Here is a 16,558-nt window from a genome sequence, read left to right as displayed (position 1 = left end):
TGTTTTAAAAGAGGTAAGTATGCCTTTTTTAACTTTTATCGTAAAATAGAGAGTTTTGTTAATATAAGGATTGTTAATCATGAAACAGGAAGCTAACGGATGGGCTTTAGCCCCATTGGCCTTATTTTTGGTGATATTTATCGGCACTGGTTTTTCTCTAACTATGAGTGAAACTAATATGGCTTTTTATCAGTTGTCCGCAACTGTTGCTATATTGCCTGCAATAGCGTGGGCTGTTTGGATGGGAAAAGGCGTTTTGACGGATAAGATTAATGTTTTCCTTAGAGGCGCAGGTGATTCCGGAATAATAACGATGTGTATGATTTATCTGCTGGCTGGCGGGTTTGCTTCAGTTGCCAAAGCCATCGGAGGGGTCGAGTCGACAGTTAACCTCGGTTTGTCCGTTGTTCCTGCATCCATGGTTCTTCCTGGGCTGTTCATTATTGCGGCGTTTATAGCAACCGCTATGGGGACCTCTATGGGAACCATTGCAGCCATTGCGCCGATTGCCGTAGGAGTTGCGACCAAAACAGATATTCCATCAGCCTTGCTCATGGGGTCCGTTGTCGGTGGTGCAATGTTCGGAGATAATCTTTCCATGATTTCCGATACGACAATTGCGGCCACTCGAACTCAGGGTTGTGAAATGGCTGATAAATTCAAGATGAATTTCTTGATAGCAATGCCCGCGGCAGTGTTAACTATTGTCATATTATATATAGTCGGTGAGGGCGGACAGGTATTACAGGAAGGTAGCTACAGCTTGATTAAAGTGCTTCCTTACTTCCTAATTCTAGCGATGGCTGTGATTGGAATAAACGTATTTATTGTTCTGGGATCCGGTATTGTTCTCACAGGAATTGTTGGATTAATATCAGTAACTGATTTTGGAATGCTTAAATTTTCACAGGATATTTATTCAGGATTTACCGGAATGCAGGAAATTCTGGTTTTATCACTTCTGATTGGCGGGCTTGGTGAGCTGATTAAATACCACGGAGGAATAACCTATATCATTAATTTTATAGGTAAATTGACTCGTGGGACAAAATCAACAAGAGCAGGGGAGTTCAGCATTGGAGCTTTGTCCGTTTTTTCTGATCTATGTACAGCGAACAATACTGTAGCCATCATCCTGACAGGCGGAATGGCAAAAGAAATTGCCAAGAGCCATAATGTGGACCCACGCCGGAGTGCCAGCCTCTTAGATATATTTTCATGTATCATACAGGGATTGATTCCTTACGGCGCTCAAATTCTGCTAGCAGGCTCAATTTCACAGTTGTCTCCGCTCGAAATCGTCGGGAATATGTATTATTGTTACATACTTGCGTTTGTCGCAATCATAAGCATTATCATTGGATTTCCTAAAGCTAGATCCTAGTTTTAATCGGCCAGTTTTTTCCGGAGTTCCATCGGTGAAAGCTGGCCGATTATTTTTTATAAAGACTATCCCACCCCACCAAGGGATAAAGTAATTAACCAAGAGGCTTTCTTACTTTGTCCGCCTGACAGGGGGCATACCGATCATTAGTAAGGATCGGGGCTTCTTTGGCTGAAAATGGTAGCTATGGTGTTGGTTCAATAGGATCTTCAACGGGAGCTTCAACAGGAGCTTCGTCAGTAGTTTCGACAGTAGCTTCTACAGGAGCTTCGGTCTCTTCTGTCACAAAGTTGCTTTGTAGAGAGTCTGCAAACTCGTCCTCAACTTCTCTCCATGTTACAATATCCACCAGTCCAATGTATTTTTGGTAGGAAAGGTCTAGCTTTTTATCTTCATTATCTAGGTAAATATGAACATTAAAAAAGAAATCTTTTGAAACTGGAGTCCTATCGATTCTATATCTGGTAATGTTGCCCAACTTTACCTGAGCATCAAATGCCGCAATGAGTTTTTTTCTGAACCCGGTAACAACTGCGCCTGTTATTGGGTCACTCTCATCTATCTGCCTTACCATAGCGTTGACAAGTAAAGGCTCCTTATTCTGAAATTCAGCAATGTCTCTGGAAGAGAATTGACGAGTAAGGTCGCCCACTTTCAGCTGAAAAGGGAATTCCTCTTTGTCTGAGGGGATAATCTCGTAGTGCACAATGTTCTTGTTGGATTTTTCTTTATCAAGATAGGCCGTGAGGTTTTTTGTAAAGTCTTCGATTTTTTCTGCGAGTTTTTTTGCCATTGTATATTTCTCCTTCGTCCATTTGTGGATATAGTATTCTAGAAAAGTTTCTTCGATGTGTTTTAGATTCAGTTTATCATTATCAACTGTATAAAAAAACGTGTCAAGCTATCTGTATCTAGCTGTACCTTCACTCTGCCTGATGCGCTTAAAAAAAAAGGAGGGGTATAATTTTAGCTACTAATCTAACAGACTATATGACTATCTTGTTGAGCTAAATCATTTTCACCAAGCGGAGAGGTAGCCGGACTCTCTCCTCTATGCCATTTTAGTTATACACCTTCTTATAAAGTAAAGTTGCGAGGGGGCTTTTTAGGGTGTGTACTGATAAATATGATTGGAAGGGGGGGGGCATAGGGTTTTATTTTGGATTTTTTGTGAATTTCCTTTTGGTAGGTATTTTATACTTTATTTATGGTTATTTTAAGTATATCAGTATGTTTTTTTTACTGATCCCATAATCAAAATATTTAAAGATAAGCTGAAAAGAGTGAATTTAATATTGATGAATTTAACAGTGCTTAATTTGACCGCAGGAAACAGCTAATGCCTGTTCTGACGAACGAACTTAGTACTTGCGTTATACTTATCTCCGTCTACGAAAAGTGGAAGGATTATAATTCACTACCCGGGCACTTTTCCTGACTAAACTCTGTAAATTTGCGCCATCAATGTTTTGGATATTCCATCGCAGAACGTTTAATTACTCGAATAAATCATAAATCTATATTTCCCCTTTTGGTTTAATAAAAATGAAACACTATTTTTGTATAACTGCTTTCCTGTTGGCATTGTCTATAGTTCTATCAATGGATACTCTAGTATTGGCCCAACCCAACTCTGTGCCATCTTATGAAGTTTCTGGTGATAGTAAGTCTCTCCAAGAATTTGATATTTATGTCGCTGAGGACATTGAAAGAAACTTGACTGTTGATGATATATCATCGGGCAAAATCAATTGGAGGCTGACCTCTTCAAGGTTTAATATAAAATCTACTGAGCTTGCCTACTGGTTTTGTTTTGCTTTGGTAAATAAATCAACTCAGCCTGTCAGAAAGGTCATAAGTCTTGATGAACCTTTCGCGGAACAAGTTATACTATACTATCGTAATGGTAATTTGTGGCACAAAGAACGAGCAGGGCTTGATACTCCTTTGCTCAAACGGTCGATAGACAACAGAAACCCTGTTTTTTCAATTAAGATCGAGCCGGGCCAATCCAAAACTTTCTATATCAAACTTCATTCAAATTACGGAATGCTGACTGATGGCATTTTTGTTGATAGTCCAAGTGCATTTTTGAAACGTGAACAACTGGCGACTGCTTGCTACTTTTTTTACTTTGGAACTATCTCCGCATTGATTTTTTACAATCTATTTTTATTCATTTCTCTGCGCGATAAACTTTATGGCTACTACGTCATGCATGGCTTATGCTTTGGTGCTTGGGTAATGCTTTATAGCGGGTTCGACCTTTATCTTGGTATTAGTGAATTAGCTCATTACCGACTTAACTCAATCACCAATTTTATTCTGGTGTTTCTTGCCTTGTTCAGTAGGGAGTTGCTCCAAACTAAATTAAATCTACCAAAGATAGACAAGGTTTTGCTGCTGATAATTGGGGTGAGCTTTCTTTCTGGGATAGCCAGCTTTATCAATATTAATTATTATCAATACTTAAACTTTCTGGCTCTGCCAACATATGCGTACTTTATGTTTGTGGGAATATACGCTTGGGTGAAGCGCATTAAACTTTCCTCTTACTACTTATTAAGCATGAGCTTTTATTTTGTCTCGATAATCTTGCTTGGGCTACTTCTGATGGATCTTGTTCCTTATAGCCTAACTACCAGATATGCCTATCTGGGTGGATCAATGGCGGAACTGACAATTTTTTCTCTTGCTTTGGCTTACAGGGTAAAGTTGCTACAAAAGCAAAATATATCTTATCAGCAAGAATTAATTCTTGCTGAACGGGAAGCTAAGGGGCACTTGGAAATAGAAGTCGCTCATCGCACTTCGGAACTTAGGCAGGCAAACCAAGAATTAGCACGTATGGCAAAACAAGATGGGCTTACCGGCTTAGCGAACAGGCGACTTTTGGATGAGCGATTGCTACTTGAATGCAAGAGACTGAAGAGAGAAAACAGTGTTTTGTCTGTCATTATGTGTGATGTTGATTACTTTAAAAACTATAATGATTACTATGGCCATCAGGAAGGGGATGGAAGCTTGATTAAGGTCGCACGTGCCATAGAATCTAGCCTTAAGCGTCCTAATGACCTCGCTGGGCGGTACGGCGGGGAAGAGTTTTTGATAATTTTACCAAACACCGATGCAAAGGGCGCAGTCGAGGTTGCAGAACGAATCATGAGTACTGTTTCAGATATGAGAATCGAGCACGAAAAATCTAAGATATCAGATTACCTTACATTTTCTTTCGGTGTGGCTTCAGTGACATCGAACGAAGTACATTTGCCTGAAAATATTATTTTAGTAGCAGACGAGGCTCTATATAGGGCCAAAAGGCAAGGTCGCAATCAAGTTTGCAATTAAGATCACCATGATGTCCGCACTGATTCTCATAAGAAGGAAAGAGGTTGATGATTAGTAATTTTGTGTCTTTTGATGGAGTGCGCAGGATATTTGTTTTTCACCGGAGCCATGTAAAAAGCCAGCCCCCAGCACAAAACTGGAGGACTGGCTTTCTTTTAACCAAAACTAATTTCAAGTCTTATCTATTCTAATTAATTCTTCAAAGAAGCTTCAAAAGCAGATAATCCAGGTTTTCCGTCTATAGTTGTGACTCCTTCAAGCCATTTCTTATAAACTTCAGGATGTTCTTTAACCCAGATCATGCCTGCGTCGCCGAGTGACATTGAGCTGTCTTTTTCCACTGTGATCATGATCTGGTTAATCATGGAGATGGAGAAGGTCATGTTCTTTAGGAGCTGAGCAACGTTAGGCTGTTCTTTTACAAGTCCGGAGCGGACGTTGGTCCAGATAGTTGCTGTACCGTCATTGCCACCAAAAGTATCACCAGTGCTTCCTGTCAGGTATGTCATGTCGATATATTCGTTCATACTGTGAGGAGCCCAGCCTAGGAAAACAGACATCTTGCCTTGTTTCGCCATGCCCTGAACCTGAGAAAGCATTGCAGCTTCACTGGAAGGAATAAGGGTGAATTTACCTAGCCCGAACAGGTCCTTGTCGATCATGCCCTGAATGATTTCGTTACCGTCATTTCCGGCTTCGATTCCATAAATTTTCCAGTCCAGCTTATCTCCGAATTTAACGATATCTTTGAAATCTTTTAATCCTGCTTCGGCGCAGAATGTAGGGACTGCCAATGTGTATTTGGCTCCATCCATATTGATAGCATATTTTAGCACTGTGCCTTTTTCAAAGTACTTGTCAGCAATGGTAGCCATGGATGGCATCCAGTTACCTAGGAAGGCATCAGCGTCGCCTGTGGACATAGCTTTGTATGCGATGGGGACAGAAACCATAAGGTTTTCAGCTTTATAGCCGAGACTTTGCAGTACGGATACAGCAATATCAGTCTTAATGGTAACACCTGTCCAGCCTACGCTGGCAATGGTGATTTTTGAGGAAGCTTGTGCAAAGGCAGAAAAGCAGAAAAGTGAAACAACCAAAATAAAAACCGAAAGAACCCGCTTAGAGTGGGTTAACATCATAACTCCTTAGTTGAGGTTAAAAGTAGTGCCGGATAATTTTTCAATTGGACCGGCACTGCTTTGTACAAAACACTTTCAATTAAGCAGAAGTGTTGAACCAATTGAATGGTTCGGGGGCATGATTCCTAAATATATGCTTTACCTCTGTGTATTCTTCAAGTCCCATATGACCGAGTTCACGGCCCATTCCAGACTGTTTGTACCCGCCCCATGGGGCCTGTACGAAATACACATTGAAGTCATTTATCCAAACTGTTCCGAATTTCAGAGCTTTAGAAACTCTTTCAATGCGGTCGGCGTCACTTGTCCAGAATCCTGCGGAAAGTCCGTAGATAGTATCGTTGGCCCAGCGGATAACTTCTTCTTCCGTTTGGAAACGCTCTACGGTAATTACCGGCCCGAAGACTTCTTCCTGAACAATTTTCATGTCATTCTTGCAGTCGGTGAACAGGGTAGGCTCAAAGAAAAATCCGTCCTTTAATTTTGGATCAGAAGGTCTTTTTCCACCAGTAAGAAGCTTTGCACCCTCAGAAGGGGCCATTTGCACAAAATTTTCAACCTTAGCTAGATGCTCGGCAGAAATAAGCGGCCCCATCTGGGTTCCTTCTTCAAAGCCGTTACCTACTACAATAGCTTCAATTCTTTTGCGTAACTCTTCCACAAAGCGGTCATGAATACCGTCTTGTACCATGAGTCTTGCCCCAGCGGAACATATTTGCCCCGCATGGAAAAATACTGCGTTGAGAGCGTAATCAATTGCTACATCGAAGTCAGCGTCATCAAAAACGATATTCGGATTTTTGCCACCTAGTTCAAGGGCTACTTTTTTAACATTTACAGCCGCTGCGCGCATGATAGTCTTACCCGTTGCTATTCCTCCGGTGAAGGATATGAGGTCAACGTCGACGTTTTCGGCAAGCTCTGCTCCGACTTCTGCTCCAGCTCCAAGGACTAGATTGACTACTCCTTTTGGGAAGCCTACTTCTTCAGCAAGTTCGGTAACTTTGATTGCAGTCAGCGGGGTTATTTCGCTGGGCTTCATGATTATGGTATTTCCAGCGGCAAGGGCTGGGGCCATCTTCCATGCGGCTTGAAGTAGTGGGTAGTTCCAAGGCGAAATCTGACCGCATACACCGATTGGCTCACGAACAACTATGCTTGTGGAATTAGGCACTGGTGAAGCGATAACTTCGCCGCCATTCTTATCTGCAAGGCCCGCATAATAGCGGAAAATACCTGCTATATCGTTCATGTCCCAGCGGCTTTCTTCAACTGTTTTACCAGTATCCAGACTTTCAAGGCTAGCGAGTTCTTCGTTGTCGCGTTCGATAAGGTCTGCGAGTTTGAAAAGCATTCTGCCGCGTTCAGAGGCTGGAGTTGCGCTCCATTCGCCGGAATCAAATGCATTGCGTGCTGCGGTGATTGCAAGCGCGGAGTCTTCTCTGGCTCCTTCGGCAACCTTCGCAATTACAGAGCTATCAAAAGGATTTATAATTTCGCGTTCGGATCCGGAAAGGGCTGCAACCCATTCGCCGTTGATGAACATTTTTCCCTGTATCATAATGACCTCACAAAAAAGCTCCCCCGCTATGCGGGAGAGCTTTAAATTATATTTATTTAGTATGTTTGTAGTAAGGGGCGTCTTCTCTAGGCATCGGATCGTTTCCGAGAATCATGTCTGCCGCTTTTTCAGCAATCATCATGACAGGAGCGTAGATGTTACCGTTGGTCACGTAAGGCATGACCGAGGCATCAACAACGCGAAGTCCTTCTATACCGCGAACTCGTAATTGTGAGTCGGTAACGGCCATGTCATGGGTTCCCATGGCACATGTACAACTTGGGTGATAAGCAGATTCACCTTCGGTGGCAACGAAATCGAGAATCTCTTCGTCGGTCTGTGCTTGAATACCTGGAGCCAGCTCATCTCCACGGAGTTCGTCAAATGCCGGCTGAGTCATAATCTCACGGGTTTTGCGTATAGCCTGAACCCATTCTTTACGTTCATTCTCTGTAGAGAGGTAGTTGAATAGAATACTCGGGTATTCTTTAGGATCTTTGGATTTAATTTTTACGTGTCCGCGAACATCAGTGTTCATAGGGCCAACGTGAACCTGATATCCGTGTCCTGCTGCTGGAGCTGAACCGTCGTAACGGATTGCGACGGGTAGGAAATGATACTGCAAGTTGGGGTATTCCACTTCATCATTACTACGGATGAAACCACCAGCTTCAAAATGGTTGGTAGCAGCGGAACCAGTTCCTTTAAGCAACCATTCTAGGCCGATCTTAGGCTGGTTGTACCACTGTAAACATGGGTACATGCTGACAGGTTTTTTGCAGGCATACTGTACATATAGTTCAAGGTGATCCTGAAGGTTTTCACCTACGCCTGGAAGATCGTGAACAACGTCAATGCCTAATGCTGCAAGTTCCTTTGCATTACCAATACCGGAAAGTTGAAGCAGCTGAGGAGAGTTGATTGAACCACCGCAAGAAATTACTTCTTTGGCGTAAGCTTTTACAGTCTTTTTGCCTTTTTCATATTCAACACCCACGGCAGTTTTTCCTTCGAAAAGAATGCGTGTTGCCATGGCTCCACATTTTACTGTGAGGTTTTTACGGTTCTTAACCGGATGAATGTAGGCACGGGCTGCATTCCAGCGACGTCCTTTATATGTGGTACGGTCAAATTTACCGAATCCTTCCTGCTGGTAGCCGTTCACATCGTCAGTGAGAGGGTAGCCTGCTTCTTGGACAGCGCCAAAGAAAGCGTCGAAAAGAGGATTGTCACATTCTGGGGTGGTCAAGTAAACTGGGCCGACAGCACCCTGATATTTAGTAGCGCCTGCCATGCGGGATTCAAATCTTTTGAAGTAAGGCAAACAGTCTGCGTAAGACCAGTTCTCGAGGCCGTCGTCTTTGGACCATTTTTCGTAGTCCATTGCATTTCCGCGAATGTGGATCATTCCATTGATACAGCTGGATCCGCCAAGAACCTTACCGCGTGGCTGGTAAACTCGGCGATTCTTCATGTGTGGCTCAGGATCAGATTCATACCACCAGTTGTATGTTTTTCCTGCAAGAGGGTATGTTAACGCAGCAGGCATGTGGATACGAAAATCCATTTTGTAATCTGGACGTCCTGCTTCAAGCACGAGTACTTCGTTCTTTGGATTAGTACTTAGACGATTGGCTAGAACTGATCCAGCTGAACCACCACCGACAATTATAAAATCATATTTTTTCATAATTAATTAACTCCTTTATTCTTCAATATTATCATCAAGAAACGGCGCAACCATCGAGGCTGCATCGCCATTCATTTCATCAACACATTGGCGAAGTAGTGCATAGTGTAAGCCAATAAAAGACAACGCTTTCATCGGCTCGGCTTCTGCAATAGCGCGCGCTGTGTCGCTCCAGTTGTTGGCCGCTTTGGACCGGTATGAAGAGCTTTCATACAATGCAAAATCGTGAGAACTGAATCCCATTTGCAGTGCATGCATCACCCATTCAAAAAGTTCGTTTCCCGCCATGCGGGCCAGCATTATATTTAGATTACGGTCAATCTCAGCCGCAGCTACTAAATCAGGCTCTGGTTCGAGCAGTGTAGCCTTAAAGCGCAGAGCTTCCTTAAGTAATGCCTCTTTTTCTTCAGCACTTGAACGGGCAATTGCCAGAGTGGTAATTGTGCGGTCCATGCTTTCGCGAAATTCAATGAGAGTTTCAGGGGAAACCTGATGTTGTTTCAGGAAAAGAGCCAGTGATTCAGATACATTGGATACTTCCAACTGTCTGACATATGCACCGCCCTTGGCCCCCTTGCGGACTTCAAGAAGACCTTTCTGCTTGAGAATCTTGATCGCTTCCCTGATCACGCCTCGCCCAGTTCCGAACTGGGATTGCATTTCCCGTTCACTGGGCAACCGCTCGCCAGCCTTGAGTCTTCCATCAAGTATGGCGGCTTCAATCTGTAAGACAACTTCCTCACTCACTCGGCCAATGGAAACAGGTATAAAAAGTTTCTCAATAAATTTATCTTCGATCATTGGTCGTACCTTTAAGTTCGTTTTGAGGATGTTAAAGTCTTTTTTTGCCTGAAAGTTATGTGGTCACCCTCAAATGGTCGTACCATTAGTATGTGTGACTTTACTTTGATGTCAACACCTTTTTTATGCAAAGGTTGGTTTAACTCACCCTGCGGTTAAGTTTTTTTAACTTTAATTAATGGGGCAGTTTGTGAAATGATCTTCTTATTGTATTTGAAATAAGTACACTATATTGGTAGGTTATAATGAAACGAGATTGAGTATAAGGTATATCTCTTTGATATACATATATTTGCTCTAGTAAATTGTAAGTTTTTTTTGCCTAACGCGTTAAATTTATGTATGATATATTATATTTTTAATTAATTATTTTGATAAAGTAATAGTGTAGGTTAATAGTAAATGAAGCTTTTCTTGATCTGGATTATGACTGCAATTTTTATTGTTACTTCTCCGTTTGCACAAATAAGTGCTGCGGAGAATTTTCGTGTCATGCTTCACGTCGATTCTCTACCGCCGTATTCTTTTGACAAAGGTGACGCAAGGACTGGAATCATTAAAGATTTGTTCGCTGCTTTAGTTAAAGATACTGGTGATACAGTTGAATATGTTCGCGTTCCTTTTAAACGCGCGCTTTATCAATTCGATGAAGGTAAAATTGATATAGAGCCTATGTCCAATCCGATTTGGCGGAAGTCCTCATCTTTAAAAGCCATTTATAGTATTCCTTTTGCGGTATCCGAAGAGATTCTGCTGTTTAATGCGGACAAATATTTTCCAGTTAATTCACCCGAAGACTTATTAGGTAGGACCGTAGGAGTGATTAGTGGGTACTATTACCCCGTATATACACCGTATTTTGCTGATGAGCGTATTAAGCCTCATCCTCTTCGCAGTGAGAACAAACTAATTCAACTACTGCTTGCAGGGCGCCTGGATCAGGCGCTTATGAATAAGGATTTTGCTCAGTACCAAATTAAAACACAGAATCTCGCGGGGAAGTTGATGGTAGGAGAACCTTGCAGTGTTCTGGATATGATGATCCGTTTCCATCCTAGTAAAAAGAATGCGGTTCCACGCTTCAATGAGGCTATTCAAAAGTTATTAAATGATGGAACTATCGAACAAATTTATGATCGTTACCGCTAATATTTCAAAATTGGTAGAAAATATCTCAGGCATGCCTTGAGGTTCTTGGTATTGACATTCCTCCTCACACCATTATGATGCCGCATCAACATTAAAAAACGTGAGGAAATATAATGATTCTACCTATTATGGCTAAAGATATTGTTACTCTTAAGAAAGTAAACGGTGATGCATTTGAAGGTATTAAAGCCGTTGTTTCTGCTCAAAGGATAATTACTTTTGAGATAGATATGGTTATAGATGCTAAGGATTTGATCGTGCATACATCAGATAACGGCAATGCTGGAACTTACATTGTTCTTGAGTCTAATCGTATGCCTATTTGTGATGGCATTGATGCTCACTATCATCTGACAGTTAGAAAACTTTCAGCAGAAGAATTATAATTTAACGCTTAAATATGATTTGACTGTCATACCTTATGACATTTAAAAGCCCCGCAACCATTACGGTTACGGGGCTTTTTTGTGTTATAAGAGATATGTATTAGTTAAACATAAGTTTTATTTATTCTAGGACTGTATTCCGAGACTTAGTTCTTTTTTTCAACTTTATAACTGCCATTCCGAAATTGTGCGGTGATGTTTCCAGTTCAAATATCTGGACTTCCCCAATTTTATTTAACATGTCGATTAAATATCGAGGTCCGTCACAGCTGCAATTTTCAGGAAAAATGTCGTGCAAAATGATGAGTGCTTCTTCGTTTAAATGCTCGCGGAAAGCTTCGAAATCTCCTAGGCAGCCGGGTATTGTGTGATCTCCATCAATGAAAAGCACGTCAATCGGATCAGTGGAATAGGTCTTCCAGTTGGCCCCAATTTGTTTGGAATCACCTTTTACAAAAGTTACAATGTCATCCAATCCTGCGCGCTTAATCCTTTCGCTGACATCAGTAAACGGATCGATAACGCATTTTGTTCTTGTAGGCGGCTTGGGAAGAATATCCCTAAATAAGTCTAGCGAGTAGAGTTTTCCATTTTGATCCGCATCTTCAAGTGCTCCGGCAACCCAAAGGGTTGAAATACCGAGAAATACACCAATCTCAACCACCGTTTTGGGATTGAAATTTACGATTAAGGATCTTATGAATTCTCCTTGCTGGGGAGATAAAGAAGCAGGGCGCGTTACCGGATCTTTATAAAAATCACGGAGAACATTGCACCAGGGGACATCACATGTTTCAAGCCACCTAGGGAGCCTGAAGGTGTAAGAATACTCACGACCTTTAAAATGGGCTTCGAACAGCGCAGTCAGGTCTGAGCGTGATATCATTTTATTATTGTTTTCGTCTGTATGGATAAGAGAAAGCCTAAGAGCTGTTAGTTCAAGCTCAGTACCACTTATGCCGGTATCTCGATCAATATCCAAAAGATTTAATTTTATGTCATCGCTTATCTGATTGGGCATTTGTAACTCTCTTCGTGATTGAATTCTGTTTAATCTGATAATCAGCCTTAAATTACTTACATTTTTCCAATTGTATTGTAAACAATTAGGGAATTACAAACGACAGATTAAGACAAAAATGGATGACTCTTATTTGTTGTGACTATTTATAAAATTATTTGCTTATTCTTTTGAATTTTAATTCCTCTACCCCGCAATAAAGTACTGGCACAACAAACACGGTAAGAATCGCGATGGACATACCTCCGAACGAAGGGATTGCCATTGGAACCATGATGTCAGAGCCGCGTCCAGTTGACGTCAAAATCGGCAAAAGAGCTAGAATCGTTGTGGCAGAGGTCATTAGAGCCGGGCGTATCCTGCGTGTGGCACCTTCGATAATGGATTTTCTGATTTCAGCGATGCTATTTGTACGCATATCTTTCTTACTTTCATCGAGATATGTCGCCATGATTACCCCATCGTCCGAGGCAATACCAAATAATGCTAAGAAACCTACCCATATTGCTACGCTTAGGTTGATAGGTCCAACCTGAAACAGTTCGCGCATTGGCGTTTCGAATACCGAAAAATTGAGGAACCACGGTTGACCATACAGCCATACCATCAGGAATCCTCCTGACCATGCTACGAATATACCGGAGAATACCATTAACGTAGTCGCTAGAGATTTAAACTGTAAATATAGAATCAGCACGATTACGAGCAGTGCCAGTGGTAAAATCAATGCCAGTTTCTTTTGCGCTCTTATCTGATTTTCGTAACTTCCGGCAAACTCGTACGAAACACCGGGCGGGATGATAAGCTCGCCTGATTTAATTTTAGAATCAAGGAAAGTCTGGGCCTGTTCGACCACATCAACCTCGGCAAATCCGGGTTTTTTATCAAATAGAACATAGCCCACTAAAAAGGTGTCTTCGCTTTTAATTACTTGCGGGCCGCGCACATATTTGATTTCCGCCAGTTGGCTAAGTGGTATCTGCTCACCGCGCGATGCACTAACCAAAATATTGCCCAGCCCGTGAATGTTGTCCCTTAGTTCTCGCATGTAGCGAACTCTGACAGGATAGCGCTCACGACCTTCAACTGTCGTTGTCACAACCTTTCCGCCTACTGCGACTTCTATGACATCCTGCACCTGAGAGAGCATGATGCCGTGCCTTGCGATGGCCTCACGGTCGATGATTATTTCAAGGTACGGTTTACCTACAATACGATCGGCAATGACGGCTTCCGGCTGTACCGATCCTACTTGTTTTAGGTATCCTTCAAGATCGAGGGCGACCTTTTCTAGGACTTCGAGGTTCGGTCCTTTAACTTTAATGCCCATTGGTGCGCGCATTCCTGATTGCAGCATAACAATTCTAGCTGCGATAGGTTGAAGCTTTGGTGCGGAAGTGACACCGGGCATTTTTGCCGCATCAACAATTTCATCCCAGATATCATCTGGATCGGTAATTCCGTCCCAAGCTTCGCGATCAGGATTAAGGCCGGGGTTTAGGGCTGTTCTCCATATTCTAAAGGGCTTGCCTGATTCGTCTTCAATCAAATTACCTTTATCATCACGCTCATAATATCCCTGCACCAGATACGCCATGCCGTCTTGGGCAGGCACTGGTTCGCCTGCTACATTTCGGAAATAGTCCTTCTGATCCGGATCAAACTTAAAGCGCAGTCTGTTACCTGATTTATCGATTAAATACTCAGGCTTGTAATTGATGACAGTCTCAATCATTGAAATAGGTGCGGGGTCCAGTGAAGTTTCAGCTCTTCCTAGTTTGCCGACAGCCATTTCAACTTCAGGGATATTCTGGATCATCATATCCTGTTTTTGCAGAACATCCTGCACTTCTCCAATAGAGGCATGCGGCATGGTCGTTGGCATAAACAGGAATGCACCTTCATCTAGGTCGGGCATAAATTCTTTGCCCAGACCCGGGAAAATATGAGCTACTTTTACGTAAGCTTCCGAGGATCTAATCATTTCCGGCATAAATCCGGTTATGTTTCCAAACCCAAGCCAGATGGTAAGACCAAGTGTGACAATAAAGGATGGAAGCGTGAGAAACAGTATTTTATGCTCAAGACACCAGCCGAGCATTCTAGGATAATTTCTGCGAAAAAATTCAAAGAACAGCATAAGTCCGCCGATGGTAACGGCAACAAAAGTAAAGTTAATGCTTATTCCTTTTTCCGGCCCTAGCGGGAGCCATGAGTTTGTCAGTACCCACGCGACCATGGTTATGACAGTCCAGTTTTCCACATGACCGATGAGTCGATGTCCGCGGTGGTGAACAAAGGGTAGGGCAACGGTTTTAATGGCCAAATAAATGAAGAAAAGTCCCACCCACCATTTAACCATTAAGGAAATTACGATTCCGCAAAACAAGTAGACTGCAGCGCGGATGTAGGTCTTTTTCCCGCTCGCATATTTTTTGCGAGCTGTGAACAAAAGATGCGCCATAGCTGGTAAAACAGTTAAAGCAACGACGATTGAAGCAAGCAGTGCAAATGTTTTGGTGTAGGCGAGCGGCTTGAAAAGCTTACCCTCAGCGCCATCCATAAAAAATACGGGCATAAAGCTGACTATAGTGGTTGCAACGGCGGTCATGACCGCGCTGCCGACTTCTGTAGTTCCTTCATAAATCAGCCGAAGCCGACTAATCCCTTCGCCCGCTTTTTCGAGCTTTTTCAAAATATTTTCACAGATAATTATGCCCATATCCACCATTGTTCCAATGGCAATGGCGATTCCAGACAAGGCTACGATGTTTGCATCTACCTTAAATACGCGCATTCCGATGAAGCACATAAGCACGGCAAGTGGCAGCAGTGATGAAATAAGTAGTGAACTTTTAAGATGAATTACTGCGATAAGAACTACAATGATGGTGATCAGAATTTCTTCTGTAAGTGCAGTGTTCAGCGTTCCCAGTGTCTCATGAATGAGGCCCGAGCGATCATAAAATGGAATTATGGTGAGCTTCGATTCTGTTCCATCCGGCAGAATCTTTGATGGCATACCGGGGCTGATATCGATAATTTTATTCTTAATGTTTTCGATAACCTGCAACGGGTTTTCGCCATAACGGGCAACAGCCACGCCGCCCACAACCTCAGCGCCGCCTTTATCGAGAGCGCCGCGTCTAAGAGCAGGTCCTTTGATAACTCTGGCTACGTCACTGATACGGATTGGAATGTTGTTAACGACCTTAACAACCGAGCTTTCGATATCCTTCAAATCTTTGATGAAGCCAATCCCGCGGATAACATACTCGGCATTGTTGATCTCAATTGTGCGAGCACCGACATCAAGGTTGGACATTTTTACTGCCTGATAAACGTCAGCAAGTGTTACCTTAGCTGATCGCATGGCGTTCGGATCTACATCTATTTGATATTCTTTTACAAATCCGCCAACAGAAGCAACTTCGCTTACTCCGTCAGCCGCAAGGAGCGCGTAGCGGACGTACCAATCCTGTATGGAACGCAGTTCGTCTAAATCCCAGCCTCCTGTGGTGTTGCCGTCAGGATCGCGGCCTTCTATTGTATACCAATAGACTTGTCCTAAAGCTGTCGCATCGGGTCCTAGGGCGGGTTTAACCTGCGCCGGAAGAGTGCCTGCGGGAAGGCTGTTCAGCTTTTCCAGCAACCTTGAACGGGACCAGTAGAAATCAATATCTTCATTAAATATTACGTAAATTGTGGAGAATCCGAACATGGAATAACTGCGTACAGTTTTAACTCCCGGTATCCCAAGCAGCGCAACTGTCAGCGGGTAACTTATCTGATCTTCAACATCCTGTGGTGAGCGGCCTATCCACTTGCTGAAAATGATCTGTTGGTTTTCACCAATGTCAGGGATAGCGTCCACAGGGACGGGGGAGCGATCGACTCCTTCAATTTTCCAGTCGAACGGCGCAACGAAAATGCCGCCACCAATGACCAGAAGCAAAAGCATTGCTACTACAAGCTTTTGTTCAAGACAGAACAGAATGACCTTATCCACCAGTGATTTCGGGGTTGGTCTATCGTTTTTAGTTGATAAATTATCGCTCATGATGATTCTCCGTAAT

The 16,558-nt window shown here is 42.7% G+C and carries 11 protein-coding genes; 4 read left to right on the top strand and 7 right to left on the bottom strand.

The features are described from left to right. The first annotated feature begins 79 nt into the window (after window positions 1-79). Entirely contained in the window at window positions 80-1,384 is a 1,305-nt protein-coding gene (locus tag BR06_RS0114475) for a Na+/H+ antiporter NhaC family protein (protein ID WP_031484286.1), read from the top strand. A gap of 184 nt (window positions 1,385-1,568) precedes the next feature. Here the strand turns inward: BR06_RS0114475 and BR06_RS0114470 are convergent, their stop codons facing one another. Then, window positions 1,569-2,177, bottom strand: coding sequence for a hypothetical protein (locus BR06_RS0114470; RefSeq protein WP_031484284.1), 609 nt, complete (start codon window positions 2,175-2,177; stop codon window positions 1,569-1,571). Window positions 2,178-2,986: 809 nt separating this feature from the next. Here BR06_RS0114470 and BR06_RS0114465 point away from each other — a divergent pair. Further along, entirely contained in the window at window positions 2,987-4,732 is a 1,746-nt protein-coding gene (locus tag BR06_RS0114465) for a sensor domain-containing diguanylate cyclase (RefSeq protein ID WP_169738251.1), read from the top strand. Window positions 4,733-4,923: 191 nt separating this feature from the next. On the opposite strand, the gene BR06_RS0114460 is transcribed toward BR06_RS0114465, so the two are convergent. The 4 genes from BR06_RS0114460 to BR06_RS0114445 all read right to left on the bottom strand — a co-directional run bounded on the left by BR06_RS0114460 (window position 4,924) and on the right by BR06_RS0114445 (window position 9,926). Beyond that, on the bottom strand, window positions 4,924-5,874 hold the full coding sequence (locus BR06_RS0114460) for a glycine betaine ABC transporter substrate-binding protein (RefSeq protein ID WP_456085392.1): 951 nt from the start codon (window positions 5,872-5,874) through the stop codon (window positions 4,924-4,926). A 79-nt stretch (window positions 5,875-5,953) separates the two neighbouring features. Next, window positions 5,954-7,435, bottom strand: coding sequence for a betaine-aldehyde dehydrogenase (gene betB / locus BR06_RS0114455; protein WP_031484278.1), 1,482 nt, complete (start codon window positions 7,433-7,435; stop codon window positions 5,954-5,956). A 52-nt stretch (window positions 7,436-7,487) separates the two neighbouring features. Then, window positions 7,488-9,125 carry a choline dehydrogenase gene (gene betA / locus BR06_RS0114450; protein ID WP_031484276.1) on the bottom strand — a complete coding sequence of 546 codons (1,638 nt, stop codon included), beginning with the start codon at window positions 9,123-9,125 and terminating at the stop codon, window positions 7,488-7,490. Window positions 9,126-9,140: 15 nt separating this feature from the next. Next, window positions 9,141-9,926: a FadR/GntR family transcriptional regulator gene (locus BR06_RS0114445; RefSeq protein ID WP_034603058.1), complete on the bottom strand. Its 786-nt coding sequence runs from the start codon at window positions 9,924-9,926 to the stop codon at window positions 9,141-9,143. A 402-nt stretch (window positions 9,927-10,328) separates the two neighbouring features. Between BR06_RS0114445 and BR06_RS0114440 the strand changes: the two genes are divergently transcribed. Further along, window positions 10,329-11,075: a transporter substrate-binding domain-containing protein gene (locus BR06_RS0114440; RefSeq protein ID WP_031484273.1), complete on the top strand. Its 747-nt coding sequence runs from the start codon at window positions 10,329-10,331 to the stop codon at window positions 11,073-11,075. A gap of 113 nt (window positions 11,076-11,188) precedes the next feature. Beyond that, window positions 11,189-11,461, top strand: coding sequence for a hypothetical protein (locus BR06_RS0114435; RefSeq protein ID WP_031484271.1), 273 nt, complete (start codon window positions 11,189-11,191; stop codon window positions 11,459-11,461). Between the two features lie 121 nt (window positions 11,462-11,582). On the opposite strand, the gene BR06_RS0114430 is transcribed toward BR06_RS0114435, so the two are convergent. Next, on the bottom strand, window positions 11,583-12,482 hold the full coding sequence (locus tag BR06_RS0114430) for a class I SAM-dependent methyltransferase (protein ID WP_031484269.1): 900 nt from the start codon (window positions 12,480-12,482) through the stop codon (window positions 11,583-11,585). 154 nt (window positions 12,483-12,636) lie between these two features. Then, the gene (locus BR06_RS0114425) at window positions 12,637-16,542 is read right to left on the bottom strand and encodes an efflux RND transporter permease subunit (RefSeq protein ID WP_031484267.1); all 3,906 of its coding nucleotides are present in this window, start codon (window positions 16,540-16,542) and stop codon (window positions 12,637-12,639) included. Window positions 16,543-16,558 lie beyond the last annotated feature (16 nt).

The sequence above is a fragment of the Maridesulfovibrio frigidus DSM 17176 genome, from assembly GCF_000711735.1.
GTDB lineage: Bacteria > Desulfobacterota > Desulfovibrionia > Desulfovibrionales > Desulfovibrionaceae > Maridesulfovibrio > Maridesulfovibrio frigidus.
This window is presented reverse-complemented; position numbering and strand designations above follow the sequence as displayed.